Origin of the sequence: Streptococcus mitis (assembly GCF_002096845.1) — a bacterium.
Classification (GTDB): Bacteria; Bacillota; Bacilli; order Lactobacillales; family Streptococcaceae; genus Streptococcus; species Streptococcus mitis_A.
The window spans coordinates 45,355-58,928 of sequence record NZ_NCVK01000060.1 but is presented as its reverse complement, the minus strand read 5'-3'; the positions used below and the strand labels follow the sequence as shown (position 1 = coordinate 58,928).

The 13,574-nt window shown below is 38.1% G+C and carries 14 protein-coding genes and 2 pseudogenes; 5 read left to right on the top strand and 11 right to left on the bottom strand.

What is annotated here, in order from left to right; translation table 11 throughout:
- Window positions 1-123 precede the first annotated feature (123 nt).
- Both B7695_RS09710 and B7695_RS09705 read left to right on the top strand, forming a co-directional pair.
- Window positions 124-1,101, top strand: coding sequence for a Gfo/Idh/MocA family protein (locus B7695_RS09710; RefSeq protein ID WP_084891409.1), 978 nt, complete (start codon window positions 124-126; stop codon window positions 1,099-1,101).
- Entirely contained in the window at window positions 1,098-2,180 is a 1,083-nt protein-coding gene (locus tag B7695_RS09705; RefSeq protein ID WP_084891408.1) for a DEAD/DEAH box helicase, read from the top strand. The genes B7695_RS09710 and B7695_RS09705 overlap by 4 nt, the downstream gene beginning before the upstream one ends.
- A 153-nt stretch (window positions 2,181-2,333) precedes the next feature.
- Here the strand turns inward: B7695_RS09705 and tuf are convergent, their stop codons facing one another.
- Window positions 2,334-3,530: an elongation factor Tu gene (gene tuf / locus B7695_RS09700; RefSeq protein ID WP_001040726.1), complete on the bottom strand. Its 1,197-nt coding sequence runs from the start codon at window positions 3,528-3,530 to the stop codon at window positions 2,334-2,336.
- A 206-nt stretch (window positions 3,531-3,736) separates the two neighbouring features.
- A complete protein-coding gene (locus B7695_RS09695) occupies window positions 3,737-4,846 on the bottom strand; it encodes an AI-2E family transporter (protein ID WP_084891406.1) in 1,110 nt (369 codons plus the stop codon).
- 102 nt (window positions 4,847-4,948) lie between these two features.
- Here B7695_RS09695 and pbp3 point away from each other — a divergent pair, with 102 nt between their 5' ends.
- Window positions 4,949-6,190: a D-alanyl-D-alanine carboxypeptidase PBP3 gene (pbp3, locus tag B7695_RS09690; RefSeq protein WP_084891404.1), complete on the top strand. Its 1,242-nt coding sequence runs from the start codon at window positions 4,949-4,951 to the stop codon at window positions 6,188-6,190.
- Window positions 6,191-6,338: 148 nt separating this feature from the next.
- On the opposite strand, the gene B7695_RS09685 is transcribed toward pbp3, so the two are convergent.
- The 6 genes and pseudogenes from B7695_RS09685 to B7695_RS09660 form a co-directional block, all read right to left on the bottom strand.
- Window positions 6,339-7,193: an NAD(P)H-hydrate dehydratase gene (locus B7695_RS09685; RefSeq protein WP_084891402.1), complete on the bottom strand. Its 855-nt coding sequence runs from the start codon at window positions 7,191-7,193 to the stop codon at window positions 6,339-6,341.
- An 89-nt stretch (window positions 7,194-7,282) separates the two neighbouring features.
- Complete coding sequence (locus B7695_RS09680; protein WP_084891400.1) at window positions 7,283-7,537, bottom strand: hypothetical protein; 255 nt, start codon at window positions 7,535-7,537, stop codon at window positions 7,283-7,285.
- A 276-nt stretch (window positions 7,538-7,813) separates the two neighbouring features.
- On the bottom strand, window positions 7,814-8,488 hold the full coding sequence (locus B7695_RS09675; protein WP_084891398.1) for a DUF6678 family protein: 675 nt from the start codon (window positions 8,486-8,488) through the stop codon (window positions 7,814-7,816).
- 58 nt (window positions 8,489-8,546) lie between these two features.
- On the bottom strand, window positions 8,547-8,831 hold the full coding sequence (locus tag B7695_RS09670; protein WP_001031754.1) for a DUF2695 domain-containing protein: 285 nt from the start codon (window positions 8,829-8,831) through the stop codon (window positions 8,547-8,549).
- 95 nt (window positions 8,832-8,926) lie between these two features.
- Window positions 8,927-9,169, bottom strand: a complete 243-nt coding sequence (locus B7695_RS11290) for a hypothetical protein (RefSeq protein WP_205008488.1) — start codon at window positions 9,167-9,169, stop codon at window positions 8,927-8,929.
- Window positions 9,170-9,202: 33 nt separating this feature from the next.
- Window positions 9,203-10,004 (bottom strand): annotated as a pseudogene (locus tag B7695_RS09660) (IS5 family transposase); the annotation flags it as partial.
- A 36-nt stretch (window positions 10,005-10,040) separates the two neighbouring features.
- Here B7695_RS09660 and B7695_RS09655 point away from each other — a divergent pair.
- A pseudogene (locus tag B7695_RS09655) lies at window positions 10,041-10,370 on the top strand (transposase); the annotation flags it as partial.
- A 345-nt stretch (window positions 10,371-10,715) separates the two neighbouring features.
- Here the strand turns inward: B7695_RS09655 and B7695_RS09645 are convergent.
- The 3 genes from B7695_RS09645 to B7695_RS09635 form a co-directional block, all read right to left on the bottom strand.
- A complete protein-coding gene (locus B7695_RS09645) occupies window positions 10,716-11,573 on the bottom strand; it encodes a bifunctional methylenetetrahydrofolate dehydrogenase/methenyltetrahydrofolate cyclohydrolase (RefSeq protein ID WP_192855778.1) in 858 nt (285 codons plus the stop codon).
- Between the two features lie 153 nt (window positions 11,574-11,726).
- Window positions 11,727-12,461: an amino acid ABC transporter ATP-binding protein gene (locus B7695_RS09640; RefSeq protein WP_084891393.1), complete on the bottom strand. Its 735-nt coding sequence runs from the start codon at window positions 12,459-12,461 to the stop codon at window positions 11,727-11,729.
- Window positions 12,461-13,144 carry an amino acid ABC transporter permease gene (locus B7695_RS09635; RefSeq protein ID WP_001011641.1) on the bottom strand — a complete coding sequence of 228 codons (684 nt, stop codon included), beginning with the start codon at window positions 13,142-13,144 and terminating at the stop codon, window positions 12,461-12,463. The genes B7695_RS09640 and B7695_RS09635 overlap by 1 nt, the downstream gene beginning before the upstream one ends.
- A 190-nt stretch (window positions 13,145-13,334) precedes the next feature.
- Here B7695_RS09635 and B7695_RS09630 point away from each other — a divergent pair, with 190 nt between their 5' ends.
- Complete coding sequence (locus tag B7695_RS09630) at window positions 13,335-13,565, top strand: DUF1797 family protein (protein WP_000443570.1); 231 nt, start codon at window positions 13,335-13,337, stop codon at window positions 13,563-13,565.
- Window positions 13,566-13,574 lie beyond the last annotated feature (9 nt).

The following is a 13,574-nucleotide window of genomic DNA, read 5'->3' as shown; positions in this document are numbered from 1 at the left end:
TATTGTACTACTTTCTTTGGAAAAGGCCTAGTAGCTTATTTGAAATTTTTTCTCCTCTGTTGGATAGTCAAGTCTATCTATGTTATAATGAAAGAAGGACTTAAAATTGGAAAAGGAGTATTTATGCTAAAATTAGGTGTCATCGGAACAGGCGCTATTAGCCACCACTTCATAGAAGCAGCCCATACCAGCGGAGAATACCAACTGGTCGCAGTCTATTCTAGGAAACTTGAAACTGCAGCAACCTTTGCTTCTCGCTATCAGGATATCCAACTCTTTGATCAAGTAGAGGACTTCTTCAAGAGCTCCTTTGATGTGGTCTATATTGCCAGTCCAAACTCCTTGCATTTTGCTCAGGCAAAAGCTGCATTGTCTGCAGGTAAACATGTCATTCTTGAAAAGCCAGCTGTCACTCAGCCACAAGAATGGCTAGATTTGGTTCAAACAGCTGAAAAAAATCACTGTTTTATCTTTGAAGCAGCTCGCAATTACCATGAAAAAGCTTTCACTATCATCAAAAACTTTTTAGCAGACAAGCAAATTTTGGGAGCAGATTTCAACTATGCCAAGTATTCTTCCAAAATGCCAGATTTGTTAGCTGGACTGACACAAAATGTTTTTTCAGATCGTTTTGCTGGTGGAGCGCTTATGGATTTGGGGATTTATCCTCTCTACGCTGCCGTTCGTCTCTTTGGAAAGGCTGAGGACGCGACCTACATGGCTCAACAGCTTGACAATAGCATTGACCTAAATGGAGACGGAATTCTCTTCTACCCTGACTTTCAAGTTCATATCAAGGCTGGGAAAAACATCACTTCCAATCTCCCCTGCGAGATTTATACGACAGATGGTACCTTGACCCTCAACACCATCGAACATGTCAGCTCGGCTATTTTTACCGACCACCAAGGCAATCAAATCCAACTCCCTAGCCAACAGGCTCCTCATACGATGACTGAGGAAGTCGCTGCATTTGCACACATGATCCAGCAACCAGATCTGAATCTCTACCAAACTTGGCTGGAAGATGCAAGTTCAGTTCATGAGCTACTATATACTATGCGCCAGACTGCTGGCATTAGATTTGAGGCAGAAAAATGAAAACCAAACTACCAACTGAATGGCAAGAACTGAGTGACCAACTCGGTTTCCAGGAATTCACCCCCATTCAAACTCAACTATTTGAGCCCCTTCTTGCTGGAGAAAACCTCCTAGGAGTGAGCCCAACAGGAACTGGTAAGACCCTAGCTTACCTCCTACCAAGTCTTCTCAGACTACAAAAGAAAAAAGCGCAGCAACTCTTGATTCTAGCACCAAATACGGAGCTTGCTGGACAGATTTTTGATGTATGTAAAACGTGGGCAGACGCTATCGGCTTAACTGCCCAACTCTTCTTATCAGGTTCGAGTCAGAAACGCCAGATTGAACGCCTAAAAAAAGGACCAGAAATTCTGATTGGAACCCCTGGTCGTATCTTTGAGTTGATTAAATTGAAAAAAATCAAGATGATGAATGTGGAAACCATCATCCTGGATGAATTCGATCAATTGCTAGATGATTCTCAGATACACTTTGTCGAGAAAATTACTCACTACGCACCTCGTGACCACCAACTTGTCTATATGAGTGCGACAACCAAGTTTGACCAAGAAAAGATTGCGCAGAACACACGTACCATTGATCTTTCTGACCAAAAATTGGACAACATCCAACATTTCTATATGCAGGTAGATCAACGTCACCGAGTGGATATGCTACGAAAACTAGCTCATGTAGAGGATTTCCGAGGTCTGGTCTTCTTTAACAGCCTATCAGACCTTGGAAGCGCAGAAGAAAAATTACAGTATCGGGATATCTTGGCTGTTTCTCTAGCTAGTGATGTCAATGTCAAATTTAGAAAAGTCATCTTAGAAAAGTTTAAAGACAAGCAACTAACCCTGCTTCTTGCAACTGACCTTCTGGCTCGTGGAATTGATATCGATAGCCTCGAATGTGTTGTAAACTTTGATGTCCCTAGGGATATCGAAACTTACACTCACCGCGCTGGCCGTACAGGTCGCATGGGCAAGGAAGGTTATGTTATCACTCTCGTCACCCATCCAGAAGAAATCAAAAAACTCAAAAAGTTTGCAAGCGTACGTGAAATTGTCCTAAAAAATCAAGAACTCTATATCAAATAAAGCTCTGTTTGCTCTATGCCCATCAAGTGTATAGAGCTTTTTTATGTAAATAATTCTTCAATTTTAGTTCAATATCCGAAAAAAAGAACCTTGCAATGCAAGATTCTTTTAGTGTCTGACTTAAATAATTGTTCTTCTGGGAACTAAATCGAATTAAGCTTCGATTTCTGTAACCATACCTGAACCAACAGTACGTCCACCCTCACGGATAGAGAATGTAGTACCTTGTTCTACGGCGATTGGGTGGATCAACTCAACGTCGATTGTCACGTTATCACCAGGCATTACCATTTCAGTACCTGCTGGAAGTTCGATTGAACCTGTAACGTCAGTAGTACGGAAGTAGAATTGTGGACGGTAGTTGTTGAAGAATGGAGTGTGACGTCCACCTTCTTCTTTAGTAAGGATGTAAACTTCACCTTTGAATTTAGTGTGTGGGTTGATTGAACCTGGTTTAGCGATAACTTGTCCACGTTCGATTTCATCACGTTGAACACCACGAAGAAGGACACCTACGTTATCTCCGGCAAGACCTTCGTCAAGTTGTTTACGGAACATTTCAACACCAGTAACAACTGCTTTTTGAGTTTCTTCTTTGATACCAACGATTTCGATTTCGTCGTTGACTTTAACGATACCACGGTCGATACGTCCTGAAGCAACTGTACCACGTCCAGTGATTGAGAATACGTCTTCGACTGGAAGAAGCAATGGTTTGTCAGTGTCACGTTCTGGTTCTGGGATGTACTCATCAACTGTGTTCATCAATTCCATAACGATGTCTTCGTATTTAGTGTCACCTTCAAGGGCTTTAAGAGCTGAACCTTGGATAACTGGAAGATCGTCACCTGGGAAGTCGTATTCTGACAATAGGTCACGGATTTCCATTTCAACCAATTCAAGCAATTCTTCGTCGTCAACCAAGTCAACTTTGTTCATGAAGACGATAAGGTGTTTAACACCAACCTGACGTGAAAGAAGGATGTGTTCACGAGTTTGTGGCATTGGTCCGTCAGTTGAAGCTACTACAAGGATAGCTCCGTCCATTTGAGCAGCACCAGTGATCATGTTTTTAACGTAGTCCGCGTGTCCTGGAGCGTCGATGTGAGCGTAGTGACGTTTTTCAGTTTCGTACTCAACGTGCGCAGTGTTGATAGTGATACCGCGTTCGCGTTCTTCTGGAGCAGCATCGATAGACGCATAGTCTTTAGGTTGGTTAACTGATGAAGGCAAGCGACGTGCCAAAACAGTTGTGATAGCTGCAGTTAGGGTAGTTTTACCGTGGTCAACGTGTCCGATAGTACCAATGTTAACGTGTGGTTTACTACGATCGTATTTTTCTTTTGCCATTTGAGTAAAAGCCTCCAATAAAATATATTTTATAGATAGACAGTAGGCAATACAGTCTAACTTTCCTTACTATTTTATCAAATTTCAGCTAAATTGCAAGTGTTTTACAAAGTTTTTGTGAATTATTCTTAATCGGCTAATCTAAATGGCACTTCTACTCCTATCACTTCTTTAATGAAAAAGAAAAATCAGGAATTTCCTGACTTTTACTTAGCTAATTCTCTTTCTCGTTCTTTCATTGTTTTATGGTTTTCATACAAACGTGATAAGAACTTAGAAATTTCTTTTAAAATAGAATAGGTTGGTACTGCGACAATCATGCCAATGACCCCATAGATATTGCTTGATAACAAAAGTAATACTAAAATTGTTATTGGATGGACTTTCATCACGCCACCAACGATTCGAGGGTAGAGGATATTCCCATCCACTTGTTGAATGATTAGCATATAAACAACTGCAATTAGCATTCTATGAGGATCCGTAAAGACATTGGCGATAATCATTGGAATCAAGCCAATACTTGGTCCTACATAAGGAATGAGATTGGCCAATCCCGAAAAGATGGCAAAGACTAAAGCATATTTTAAACCGATAACGCTATATCCGATAAAGGCCAAACAACCGATAATAATAGCATCAATTGCGACTCCACTAATGTATCGAGCAATTGTCACATTCAAATTTTTTAGCAGACCTGCAATATGCAACTTATCTCTCTTTAAAACAGTGCGCTCAAGCATCGGTAAAAATTTATGACCATCTAACAAAAAATAAACCAAAAATACAGGGGTCATAATAATAATCAAAACGGTACTAAAGAGAGCTGATAGGACACTTCCAACACTATTGGTAACGCTATTTAGGATATTTTGTAAAATATCTACATAGGATAAATTTAACTGTTGAATAGTCGCTTGAATATCCAAATTTTGAAAGGCTGGATAAGTAGATAAATCCACAATCAAATCTTGTAAACGACTATAGATAGTCTGACTAGTCGCAATCAAGCTGGTCAACTGATTAACCAAAATCGGTAAGAGATAGACTACCCCAATGACAAGCCCCCAAACCAAAGCACACAAGGTTAGTAGAATACCAATGATACGATTAATTTTGAAATACTTTTGTAAAAAATTTACAATAGGATTGGTCAAATAATATAAAAAACCACCTAGAAGAAAAGGAATCATGATGGTGTTTGCGACGCTTACAAAAGGCGTGATAATAGCCCCCATCTCTCTCCATAAATAAAAAATGATTGTTACTAATAAAATCTCACTGGTCCAAAAAAATAATTTATTCTTACGAAACATGAGCTACCTCCATTCATCTATTTTACCATACTTTCAAAAAAGCTTCTTTCTTCTATCATGAAACTGGGAATATTTTTTTCTTTATGTTAGAATAAACTTACTATGAAAAAAATCATTTTAACTCTCTTAAGTCTATTCGTAATTGGGTCAGCATCTACTGTTGCTGCCCAAGATTTTAATATTGCTGCTAAACATGCGATTGCTGTTGAGGCCAATACTGGTAAAATTCTATATGAAAAAGATGCAACGCAACCTGTCGAAATTGCTTCTATTACAAAACTACTGACAGTCTACCTTGTTTATGATGCATTAGATAAAGGAACAATCACTTTATCAACTCCAGTATATATTTCTGATTATCCTTATAAACTAACAACAAATTCCGAAGCAAGCAACGTCCCTATGGAAGCACGTAATTATACCGTCGAACAACTACTAGAAGCAACACTAGTATCTAGTGCTAACAGTGCAGCCATTGCTCTAGCTGAGAAAATTGCTGGCTCAGAAAAAGATTTCGTCGATATGATGCGCGCTAAACTCCTGGAATGGGGAATTCAGGATGCCACTGTTGTCAATACGACAGGTCTTAACAATGAGACTCTAGGGGATAACATTTACCCAGGCTCTAAAAAAGATGATGAAAACAAGCTCAGTGCTTATGATGTTGCTATCGTTGCTCGCAATCTCATCAAAAAGTACCCACAAGTCTTGGAAATAACGAAAAAACCTTCTTCTACTTTTTCTGGAATGACAATCACTTCGACCAACTACATGTTAGAAGGTATGCCTGCTTATCGAGGTGGTTTTGATGGCCTTAAAACAGGAACAACAGATAAGGCTGGGGAGTCTTTTGTTGGTACTACTGTCGAAAAAGGCATGAGGGTTATCACAGTTGTTTTAAATGCAGATCATCAAGACAATAATCCCTACGCTCGCTTTACAGCTACATCTTCCCTAATGGATTATATTTCTTCTACATTTACACTTCGCAAAATCGTTCAGCAAGGCGATGCCTATCAAGATAGCAAAGTCCCTGTACAAGATGGAAAAGAAGATACGGTAACTGCAGTGGCCCCAGAGGATATCTATCTAATTGAACGTGGTGGGAATCAATCTTCTCAATCTGTTCAATTTACACCTGATTCTAAAGCAATCCTCGCACCGCTTGAAGCTGGAACAGTGGTTGGCCATTTGACTTACGAAGACAAGGATTTGATTGGTCAAGGTTACATTACCACAGAACGTCCTAGTTTCGAAATGGTAGCAGAAAAGAAAGTTGAAAAAGCCTTCTTCTTAAAAGTTTGGTGGAATCAGTTTATCCGATTTATCAACGAGAAATTATAAAACATACTGAGCAAAAGATTGCTCCAAAATAGAGACAAACCAAAAAGGTTTTAAAGTCAAAAACGCATAATATCAGGTATTAAAAAAAACTTGATATTATGCGTTTTATTGTGGTAATATTTACTTCGTTTTCTCCTAAAATTGAATTTTATCCCAGTCTTTTTTGAGATATTTTATTCATTACTTTAGGAAGACAATTACTAATTTCCGTCGGCAAGACCACATAATGTTCTTGAGCTAATTCTTGGGCTATGGCTGAATGAAGATGAGTCGCTACGCTTACACGCTCGTAGAGACTGGCCTGTCGGAATTGGCCTGCAAATCCTGCAATCATTCCAGCCAGAGTATCTCCCATTCCCCCAGTCGCCTGATAGGGACCGCCAACCTGTAACTGGTAATAATCAGATTGGCCAGCTTGCCAAATACGAGTAGCTGTACCTTTCTCTACCAAAATTGTTCCTTGAGGGAAGGAAGTTAGGGCACTAGCCGTTGCATCTTCGTTTTGCTTTTCAATCGTAATTCCAGACAGTTTTTCCCACTCCTTTTGGTGGGGAGTTAGGATAAGCTGGTTAGATGGAAATGACAAACTTGTTCTAGCAAGAATGGTCAGGGCACCACCATCTACAATCAAAATCTGATTTTGGCTTAAATTAAGAAAGACTTGTTTTACTAGATTTTCTCCAAAAACATCGTCTCGTAAACCAGGCCCCAGCAAGACAACTTCTGCCTTCTCTAATTGCTCTTTTAACAATTGCTGGTCTTGAAGAGAAAAGGCCATAGCCTCAGGTAAATGACTGTGCAAAGCTGGGATATTTTCCCTGTCCGTTCCAACTGTCACCAAACCAGCTCCACTTTTAACAGCTGCCAAAGTAGCCATGATGATGGCACCACCATAAGGATAAGTCCCACCAAGCAACAGCAGACGACCGTAGTCTCCTTTATGACTTGTACGAGAACGTTCAATAATAACTTTTTCTAGTAAGGTTTGATCAATCACTTTCATCCTTTTTTCCTCTCGCTTTTATTATACAACAAAAAGGAGGCGCAGACCTCCTTATTAAAAATTTAAAATTTAAAATTTATATTTAGTTACTAATCCAACAAAATGGGATTTGTTCTTAAGCACATAATGTATTCTTCGATTTTTCTCTCCAGCTCATCTTTATTTTCTTCCAAGGCAGGATAAAACCCTGTAACTCCGTATCCAATCATTTTGTACAGAGCGATAAGGTGGTAACTATTTTCCGATTTTTTATTTACTATATCAGATTCATTTGCAATCTCTTCCATATTGCATAGTTTCTCAAAAGTTTGTCTGTTTGCAATTTTTTGATAAGACTTCCACATTTCCTCTTCTGTTTTATCGCTTCGGTTAGGCGTTTACCAGGCCTTTTTCATTTGTGATATCCAAATATTTTTATAATCCTTGCTGCTAAAACTTATCAGTGATAACAACACATTCTTCCCAAAAGCTATACAAAAAAATTATATTTAAAAACTAATTCATAGCCTAACCGCACCTCATATTTATAGTCGGATATTTTAATATAAAGAGGAGTATCACAACAAACTATTCTATTTAATGGAACAATTACCCCTTTAACTTCTAATTTTCAATTTTCATTATCTATACCCAAAAATAATAAAACATTTTTCAATATCATCATATTCATAAGGAATACTAAATTTATTAAGCATACACTCTATTTCTGTTTTTTTATCAGTAACACATATCTTTGGCTCAATTAAACGTCCTTGACCAAGAACTTTCTCAAATTTACTTCTAATTTTAAACCATTCAACAATTCTCATATTCATATGAAAAAAATGTTCATCAGTATCAATCGTCCAATACACGCTAGGCTCTTCTTCATCAAAAAACGTCTTATATTGTATCGGGATATCTCTCATGTTCTCCATGATGGAATCTATTAGTTCTTTCCATTTTGTATTGTTCATAAAAGAGGTTAGATTTCTTTCTTCAAGAACCTGTTTAATTTTTTCTTTTTCAGTTTTTTTGTTGTTATATTTCCCATTTTCAATTTCGTCTATAATGTGTTGCATTACAGATAACGCTCTATCATCTATTCTTTGATAAACATAAGATGGCGATATACATTGTTTATCTCTTTGTACATAATACCACCCGTAATGCACCCAACCAGTAACTATAAAATGGAAATCTCCCTCCCAACTTATATCGAAATAAATTCTATCTTCATCATTAGAACTACTTATTTTGATAACTCCACTTCTCGGATTTAGTTTTTCACATAAAATATCATTTATTAGTTTCATCTATCACTATTTTTCCTTACACCTTCAAATTTACCGGTCTGTTTCTAATACAAACATTTTATTCTTCAAACTTTTCCTCAACATTAAAAATCACTTCACAATCGCAACCAGCACCATTTTCTCGCAAAAATTCTATAACCTTTTCAATATCCGCATTTTTATCTTTCAAAAACTCATTTGTTAAAGAAAAATCGTGATTACACTCTACCGTTTCTGATTTATCATTTAGATAATCAAATAATTCATAAAATAATTTCTTTTCCATCGGTAAGTTCTCTTCAAATTCTTCCATTTGTTTGACTTGATATTCTTGTAACAATTTTCTCTTCTCAAATTTGTTCATGAGCTTTTCTCCTTTATTAAATTGTTTTTTTTTAATCATTTATTTTTTTACGTTATACACCATATCTCCGATGTTCCAAACATACATAATTGCCGTCACTGGTCGTTTCCCTCTTCCCGCAGCCATCCTGTATATGTAGTTGTGTTGCCATAATAGCCTTCAATAATGATTTCAAATTCTGAGTCTGTATATTCATCCATAAATTGTTGTAAACCAATAGAATTTCCATTGAAACGTCCTTCACCCACGATTTTGTTAAATATCAATACATCGCACAGGTCGATATCACATTTTTTAAAACATATTTCACCAGGGTATGATCTTTTTTCACCTTCCACAAATTCATATATTTTATTAGACTTCCTACAAAACTAAAATCCTAGTTCACGGTTGATAATAGCAGCAACTAAATTCATTCGTAATTCGAAGCGTTTACGATAATTTCGATAGGTTGTTGAGAACATTTTAAACGTTTTTACTTTGGTAAAAATATTCTCAACCTTGATTCTTTCTTTAGATAGCGCATGGTTATAGGCTTTATCTTCAAGAGTTAGGGGCTTAAGTTTGCTTGATTTCCTCGGAGTTTGCGCTTGTGAATACATCTTCATGAGTCCTTGATAATCACTGTCAGCCAAGATTTTACCAGCTTGTCCGATATTTATACGACTCATTTTGAACAACTTCATATCGTGGCAATAGTTCACCGCAATATCCAAAGAAACAATTCTCCCTTGGCTTGTGACAATCGCCTGAACCTTCATAGCATGGCATTTCTTTTTACCAGAATAATTCTCTAATTGTTTTTTTAGGACAATTGATTTTTACCTCTGTTGCATCCACAATCACCGTATTCTCAGCACTAAGGTGAGTTTTTGAAATCGTAAAACCACTTTAAAGAAGAATCACTTCAACCCATTGACTCCGACGAGTTAAGTTGCTTTCGTGAATTCCAAAATCAGCCGCAATTTGTTCATAAGTGCGGTATTCTCGCGTGTATTGAAGAGTGGCCATAAGAAGGTCTTCTAGGCTTAATTTAGGTTTTCGTCCACCTTTTTCGTGTTTAAGTTGATAAGCTGTTTTTAACACAGCTAACATCTCTTCAAAAGTAGTACGCTGAACACCAACAAGGCGCTTAAACCGAACATCAGTTAATTGTTTACTTGCTTCATAATTCTATTGTATCATATTTTTGTTTCGTAGGAAGTCTAGTGGATGAACGCCTTTTTAGAAGAGCTTTCACAAGTTTATCCAGATGATTATCTTTTATTTGTCATAGACAATGCTATATGGCATAAATCAAGTACCTTAAAGATTCCGACTAATATTGGCTTTACCTTTATTCCTCCATACACACCAGAGATGAACCCCATTGAATAAGTGTGGAAAGAGATTCGTAAACGTGGATTTAAGAATAAAGCCTTTCGAACTTTGGAAGATGTCATGAAGCAACTTCAAGATGTCATACAAGGACTGGATAAGGAAATGATAAAGTCCATCGTTAATCGACGATGGACTAGAATGCTTTTTGAAAACAGATGAGTATAAGTTAGAACAAGGAAAACATTACAATGTAGCCATCATTTACCTTGCAAAAAAACTTATCAGAATGCTGTTTTATCTTCTCAAAAACGAGCTCCCCTTTGACGAACAAAAAGTGATGTAACTTCTGAATTTGACACAGGATTACCTTTGAAAAAATGGATTTTTTCAAGGGATTTTTGACGTGCTCTAAAATCAGCAAATTTGAAACAAGAAATATTTTAGATAAAACTATTGACTTTTCTTATAGTTTATCTTTTTTAATCTTATATCTAAAATTTAATATTCATTTCTGCCATTTCAGATATAGCTATAGAAAATACACTCTATTCAGAGATTTTTCTCTTATTTGCTATCCAATGTCCGAAGTGCTGCCTGATAAGTTTGCTCCATCAGCATAGTAATGGTCATAGGGCCGACACCTCCAGGGACTGGCGTAATATGGCTAGCAAGTGGGGCAACTGCCTCATAATCCACATCCCCACAGAGCTTACCATTTTCATCACGATTCATCCCAACGTCAATGACTACCGCACCTGGTTTGACAAAGTCAGGAGTCACAAATTTAGCACGACCGATTGCGACCACCAGAATATCTGCTTTAGCAGCAACCTTGGCAAGATTATGGGTGCGTGAGTGAGTCAAAGTCACTGTTGCATTCTTGGCCAAAAGAAGCTGGGCCATGGGCTTTCCAACGATATTGGAACGACCGATGACGACCGCATTTTTACCTTCCAAATCAATCCCATATTCATGAAACATTTCCATAATTCCTGCAGGTGTCGAAGGAATCATGACTGGATGTCCAGACCAAAGGCGTCCCATATTTAGAGGATGGAAACCATCCACATCCTTTTCTGGGTCAATGGCCAACAAAACCGCCTCTTCATCAATGTGTTTTGGTAATGGCAACTGGACCAAAATCCCATGCCAAGCTGGATCCTGATTATATTTAGCAATCAGGTCTAACAATTTCTCTTGAGTAATGGTCTCTGGAACTCGCACTACTTCGCTACGGAAACCAGCCGCAAGAGCTGACCTCTCCTTGTTGCGAACGTAGACTTGGCTGGCTGTATTGTCCCCAACCAAAATCACTACCAAACCAGGCACTAGACCTGTTTCTTCCTTTAATTTTGCAGTCTTTTCAGCCAACTGTCCCTGCAATTTGGCCGCTAAAGCTTTCCCATCAATAATCTGTGTCATATCACTTCTCTTTTCTTTCAAATATCTTCCATTATACCAAAAACTGCCAACACCCTCTAACACTTCTTTCCTAGGCAATCCTATAGTTTCAAACTATAAGAAAAAGCTCGGGTCGAGCTTTTCACTAATCTTGTCTTGAAATTTTAAAATAGATTATAAAACCTTACTCAAGAAGTCTTTAGTCCGTTGTTCTTGGGTTTGTTCAAAAATCTGCTCTGGTGTTCCGTCTTCAACAACCACACCGTCTGCCATAAAGATAACACGGTCTGCCACCTCACGGGCAAATCCCATCTCATGTGTTACGATAACCATAGTCATCCCTGACTTGGCAAGGTCTTGCATAACAGCCAACACCTCACCTACCATTTCAGGGTCCAAGGCAGAGGTTGGCTCGTCAAAGAGCAAAACATCTGGTTCCATAGCCAACCCACGCGCAATGGCAATCCGTTGTTGCTGGCCACCTGACAAACTCTGTGGATAAGCGTCTGCCTTATCTGGCAAACCAACTTTTTCCAACAGCTCTTGGGCTCTCTTCTCTGCAATTGCCTTGCTTTCACCTTTGGTCTTGATAGGTGACAAGGTGATATTTTCCATCACAGTCATATTAGGAAAGAGGTTAAATTGTTGGAAAACCATGCCCATCTTCTCACGCATGGCAAACAGGTCATTCTTCTTGTCCGTAATATCGACTCCCTCAAAGATAACCTTCCCCTTAGTTGCTTCTTCCAACAAATTCATAGAGCGAAGCAAGGTAGATTTCCCGCTCCCCGAAGGACCGATGATAACGACAACTTCTCCTCTTTTAATTTCGAGGTTGATGCCCTTCAATACTTCATTCTTTCCAAATGATTTATGTAAATTTTCAATTTTTATCAAGGTTTCTGTCATTATTTCTTATCTCCTTGTCCCATACGTTTTTCAAAAGCCTTCAAGGCTACGGTCAAAATAGAGGTCATAATCAAGTAGTAAAAGGCTGCAAATAAAAGTGGTGTTAAAGGTAGATAGGTTGTTGTGGAAACTGTTGTAGCCCCATTCCACAACTCCATAACCCCAATAGCTGATAAGAGGGAGCTGTCCTTGATAATGGTGATAAATTCGTTCCCCAAGGCTGGCAAGATATTTTTGATAGCTTGTGGCAAAATCACATAGCGCATCGCATTTTTAGGACGAATCCCTAAAGAATAGGCCGCCTCTAGCTGACCTTTTGGAACCGCATTAATCCCAGCACGAACAGTCTCAGAAACATAAGCACCACTGTTCATAGAGATAATCAAAATCCCTGGAATCAGACGAGAAAAATCAACACCTAAAATTCCAACCTGAATAGTCGGAGCATTGATGTGCATAAGGGCAAAGGCAATCATAATCTGAACCATCATCGGTGTCCCACGGAAAATCCAAACGTACAAGTTGGCCAGCCAAACAAGCGGTTTAAACTTTGAACGTTGCCCAAAAGCCAAGACAACACCCAAAATGGTTCCCAAAAAGACAACACAGATAGAAATGAGAACCGTCACGACAGCCCCATAGTTAAAATAAGGTAAATACTTAGGTAAAAAAGAAAAATTCATAGTCACACTGCTTTCTAAAATAGAATACTGTATGATTATAACATGTATTGAATTAAAATTCAAACCTTTTATCCGATTTATTCAAAAAAACTTTAAGCTGGTAGAATTAGCGAGAAATCTTAGTTTTTTCTAGTCAAGTTGGCCTCCTTTATGGTAAAATAGTAACGATAAGAAATGAAGGAGAATCAAAATGGAATCACATTTGGTTAGAATCATCAACCGCCTTGAAGCAATGGCAAAAGACGGCGGAAATTTAAAACGTAATTTTGAACGCGAAGGAGTTGTTGTTGCAGAAGTTGCATACAGCCACGACGAAGAAAATGGATCAATCTTTACCCTTCGTGATGTAGAAGCTCGCGAAACTTATACGTTTGACAGCATTGACTTGATTGCAATGGAGATTTACGAACTCCTTTACTAATACAAAACA

What these genes read in the sequence shown, in the direction of transcription:
- B7695_RS09710 (WP_084891409.1), top strand. Translation starts at nt 124, where the DNA reads ATGCTAAAATTAGGTGTCATCGGAACAGGCGCTATTAGCCACCACTTC.
- B7695_RS09705 (WP_084891408.1), top strand. Translation starts at nt 1,098, where the DNA reads ATGAAAACCAAACTACCAACTGAATGGCAAGAACTGAGTGACCAACTC.
- tuf (WP_001040726.1), bottom strand. Translation starts at nt 3,530, where the DNA reads ATGGCAAAAGAAAAATACGATCGTAGTAAACCACACGTTAACATTGGT.
- B7695_RS09695 (WP_084891406.1), bottom strand. Translation starts at nt 4,846, where the DNA reads ATGTTTCGTAAGAATAAATTATTTTTTTGGACCAGTGAGATTTTATTA.
- pbp3 (WP_084891404.1), top strand. Translation starts at nt 4,949, where the DNA reads ATGAAAAAAATCATTTTAACTCTCTTAAGTCTATTCGTAATTGGGTCA.
- B7695_RS09685 (WP_084891402.1), bottom strand. Translation starts at nt 7,193, where the DNA reads ATGAAAGTGATTGATCAAACCTTACTAGAAAAAGTTATTATTGAACGT.
- B7695_RS09680 (WP_084891400.1), bottom strand. Translation starts at nt 7,537, where the DNA reads ATGTGGAAGTCTTATCAAAAAATTGCAAACAGACAAACTTTTGAGAAA.
- B7695_RS09675 (WP_084891398.1), bottom strand. Translation starts at nt 8,488, where the DNA reads ATGAAACTAATAAATGATATTTTATGTGAAAAACTAAATCCGAGAAGT.
- B7695_RS09670 (WP_001031754.1), bottom strand. Translation starts at nt 8,831, where the DNA reads ATGAACAAATTTGAGAAGAGAAAATTGTTACAAGAATATCAAGTCAAA.
- B7695_RS09645 (WP_192855778.1), bottom strand. Translation starts at nt 11,573, where the DNA reads ATGACACAGATTATTGATGGGAAAGCTTTAGCGGCCAAATTGCAGGGA.
- B7695_RS09640 (WP_084891393.1), bottom strand. Translation starts at nt 12,461, where the DNA reads ATGACAGAAACCTTGATAAAAATTGAAAATTTACATAAATCATTTGGA.
- B7695_RS09635 (WP_001011641.1), bottom strand. Translation starts at nt 13,144, where the DNA reads ATGAATTTTTCTTTTTTACCTAAGTATTTACCTTATTTTAACTATGGG.
- B7695_RS09630 (WP_000443570.1), top strand. Translation starts at nt 13,335, where the DNA reads ATGGAATCACATTTGGTTAGAATCATCAACCGCCTTGAAGCAATGGCA.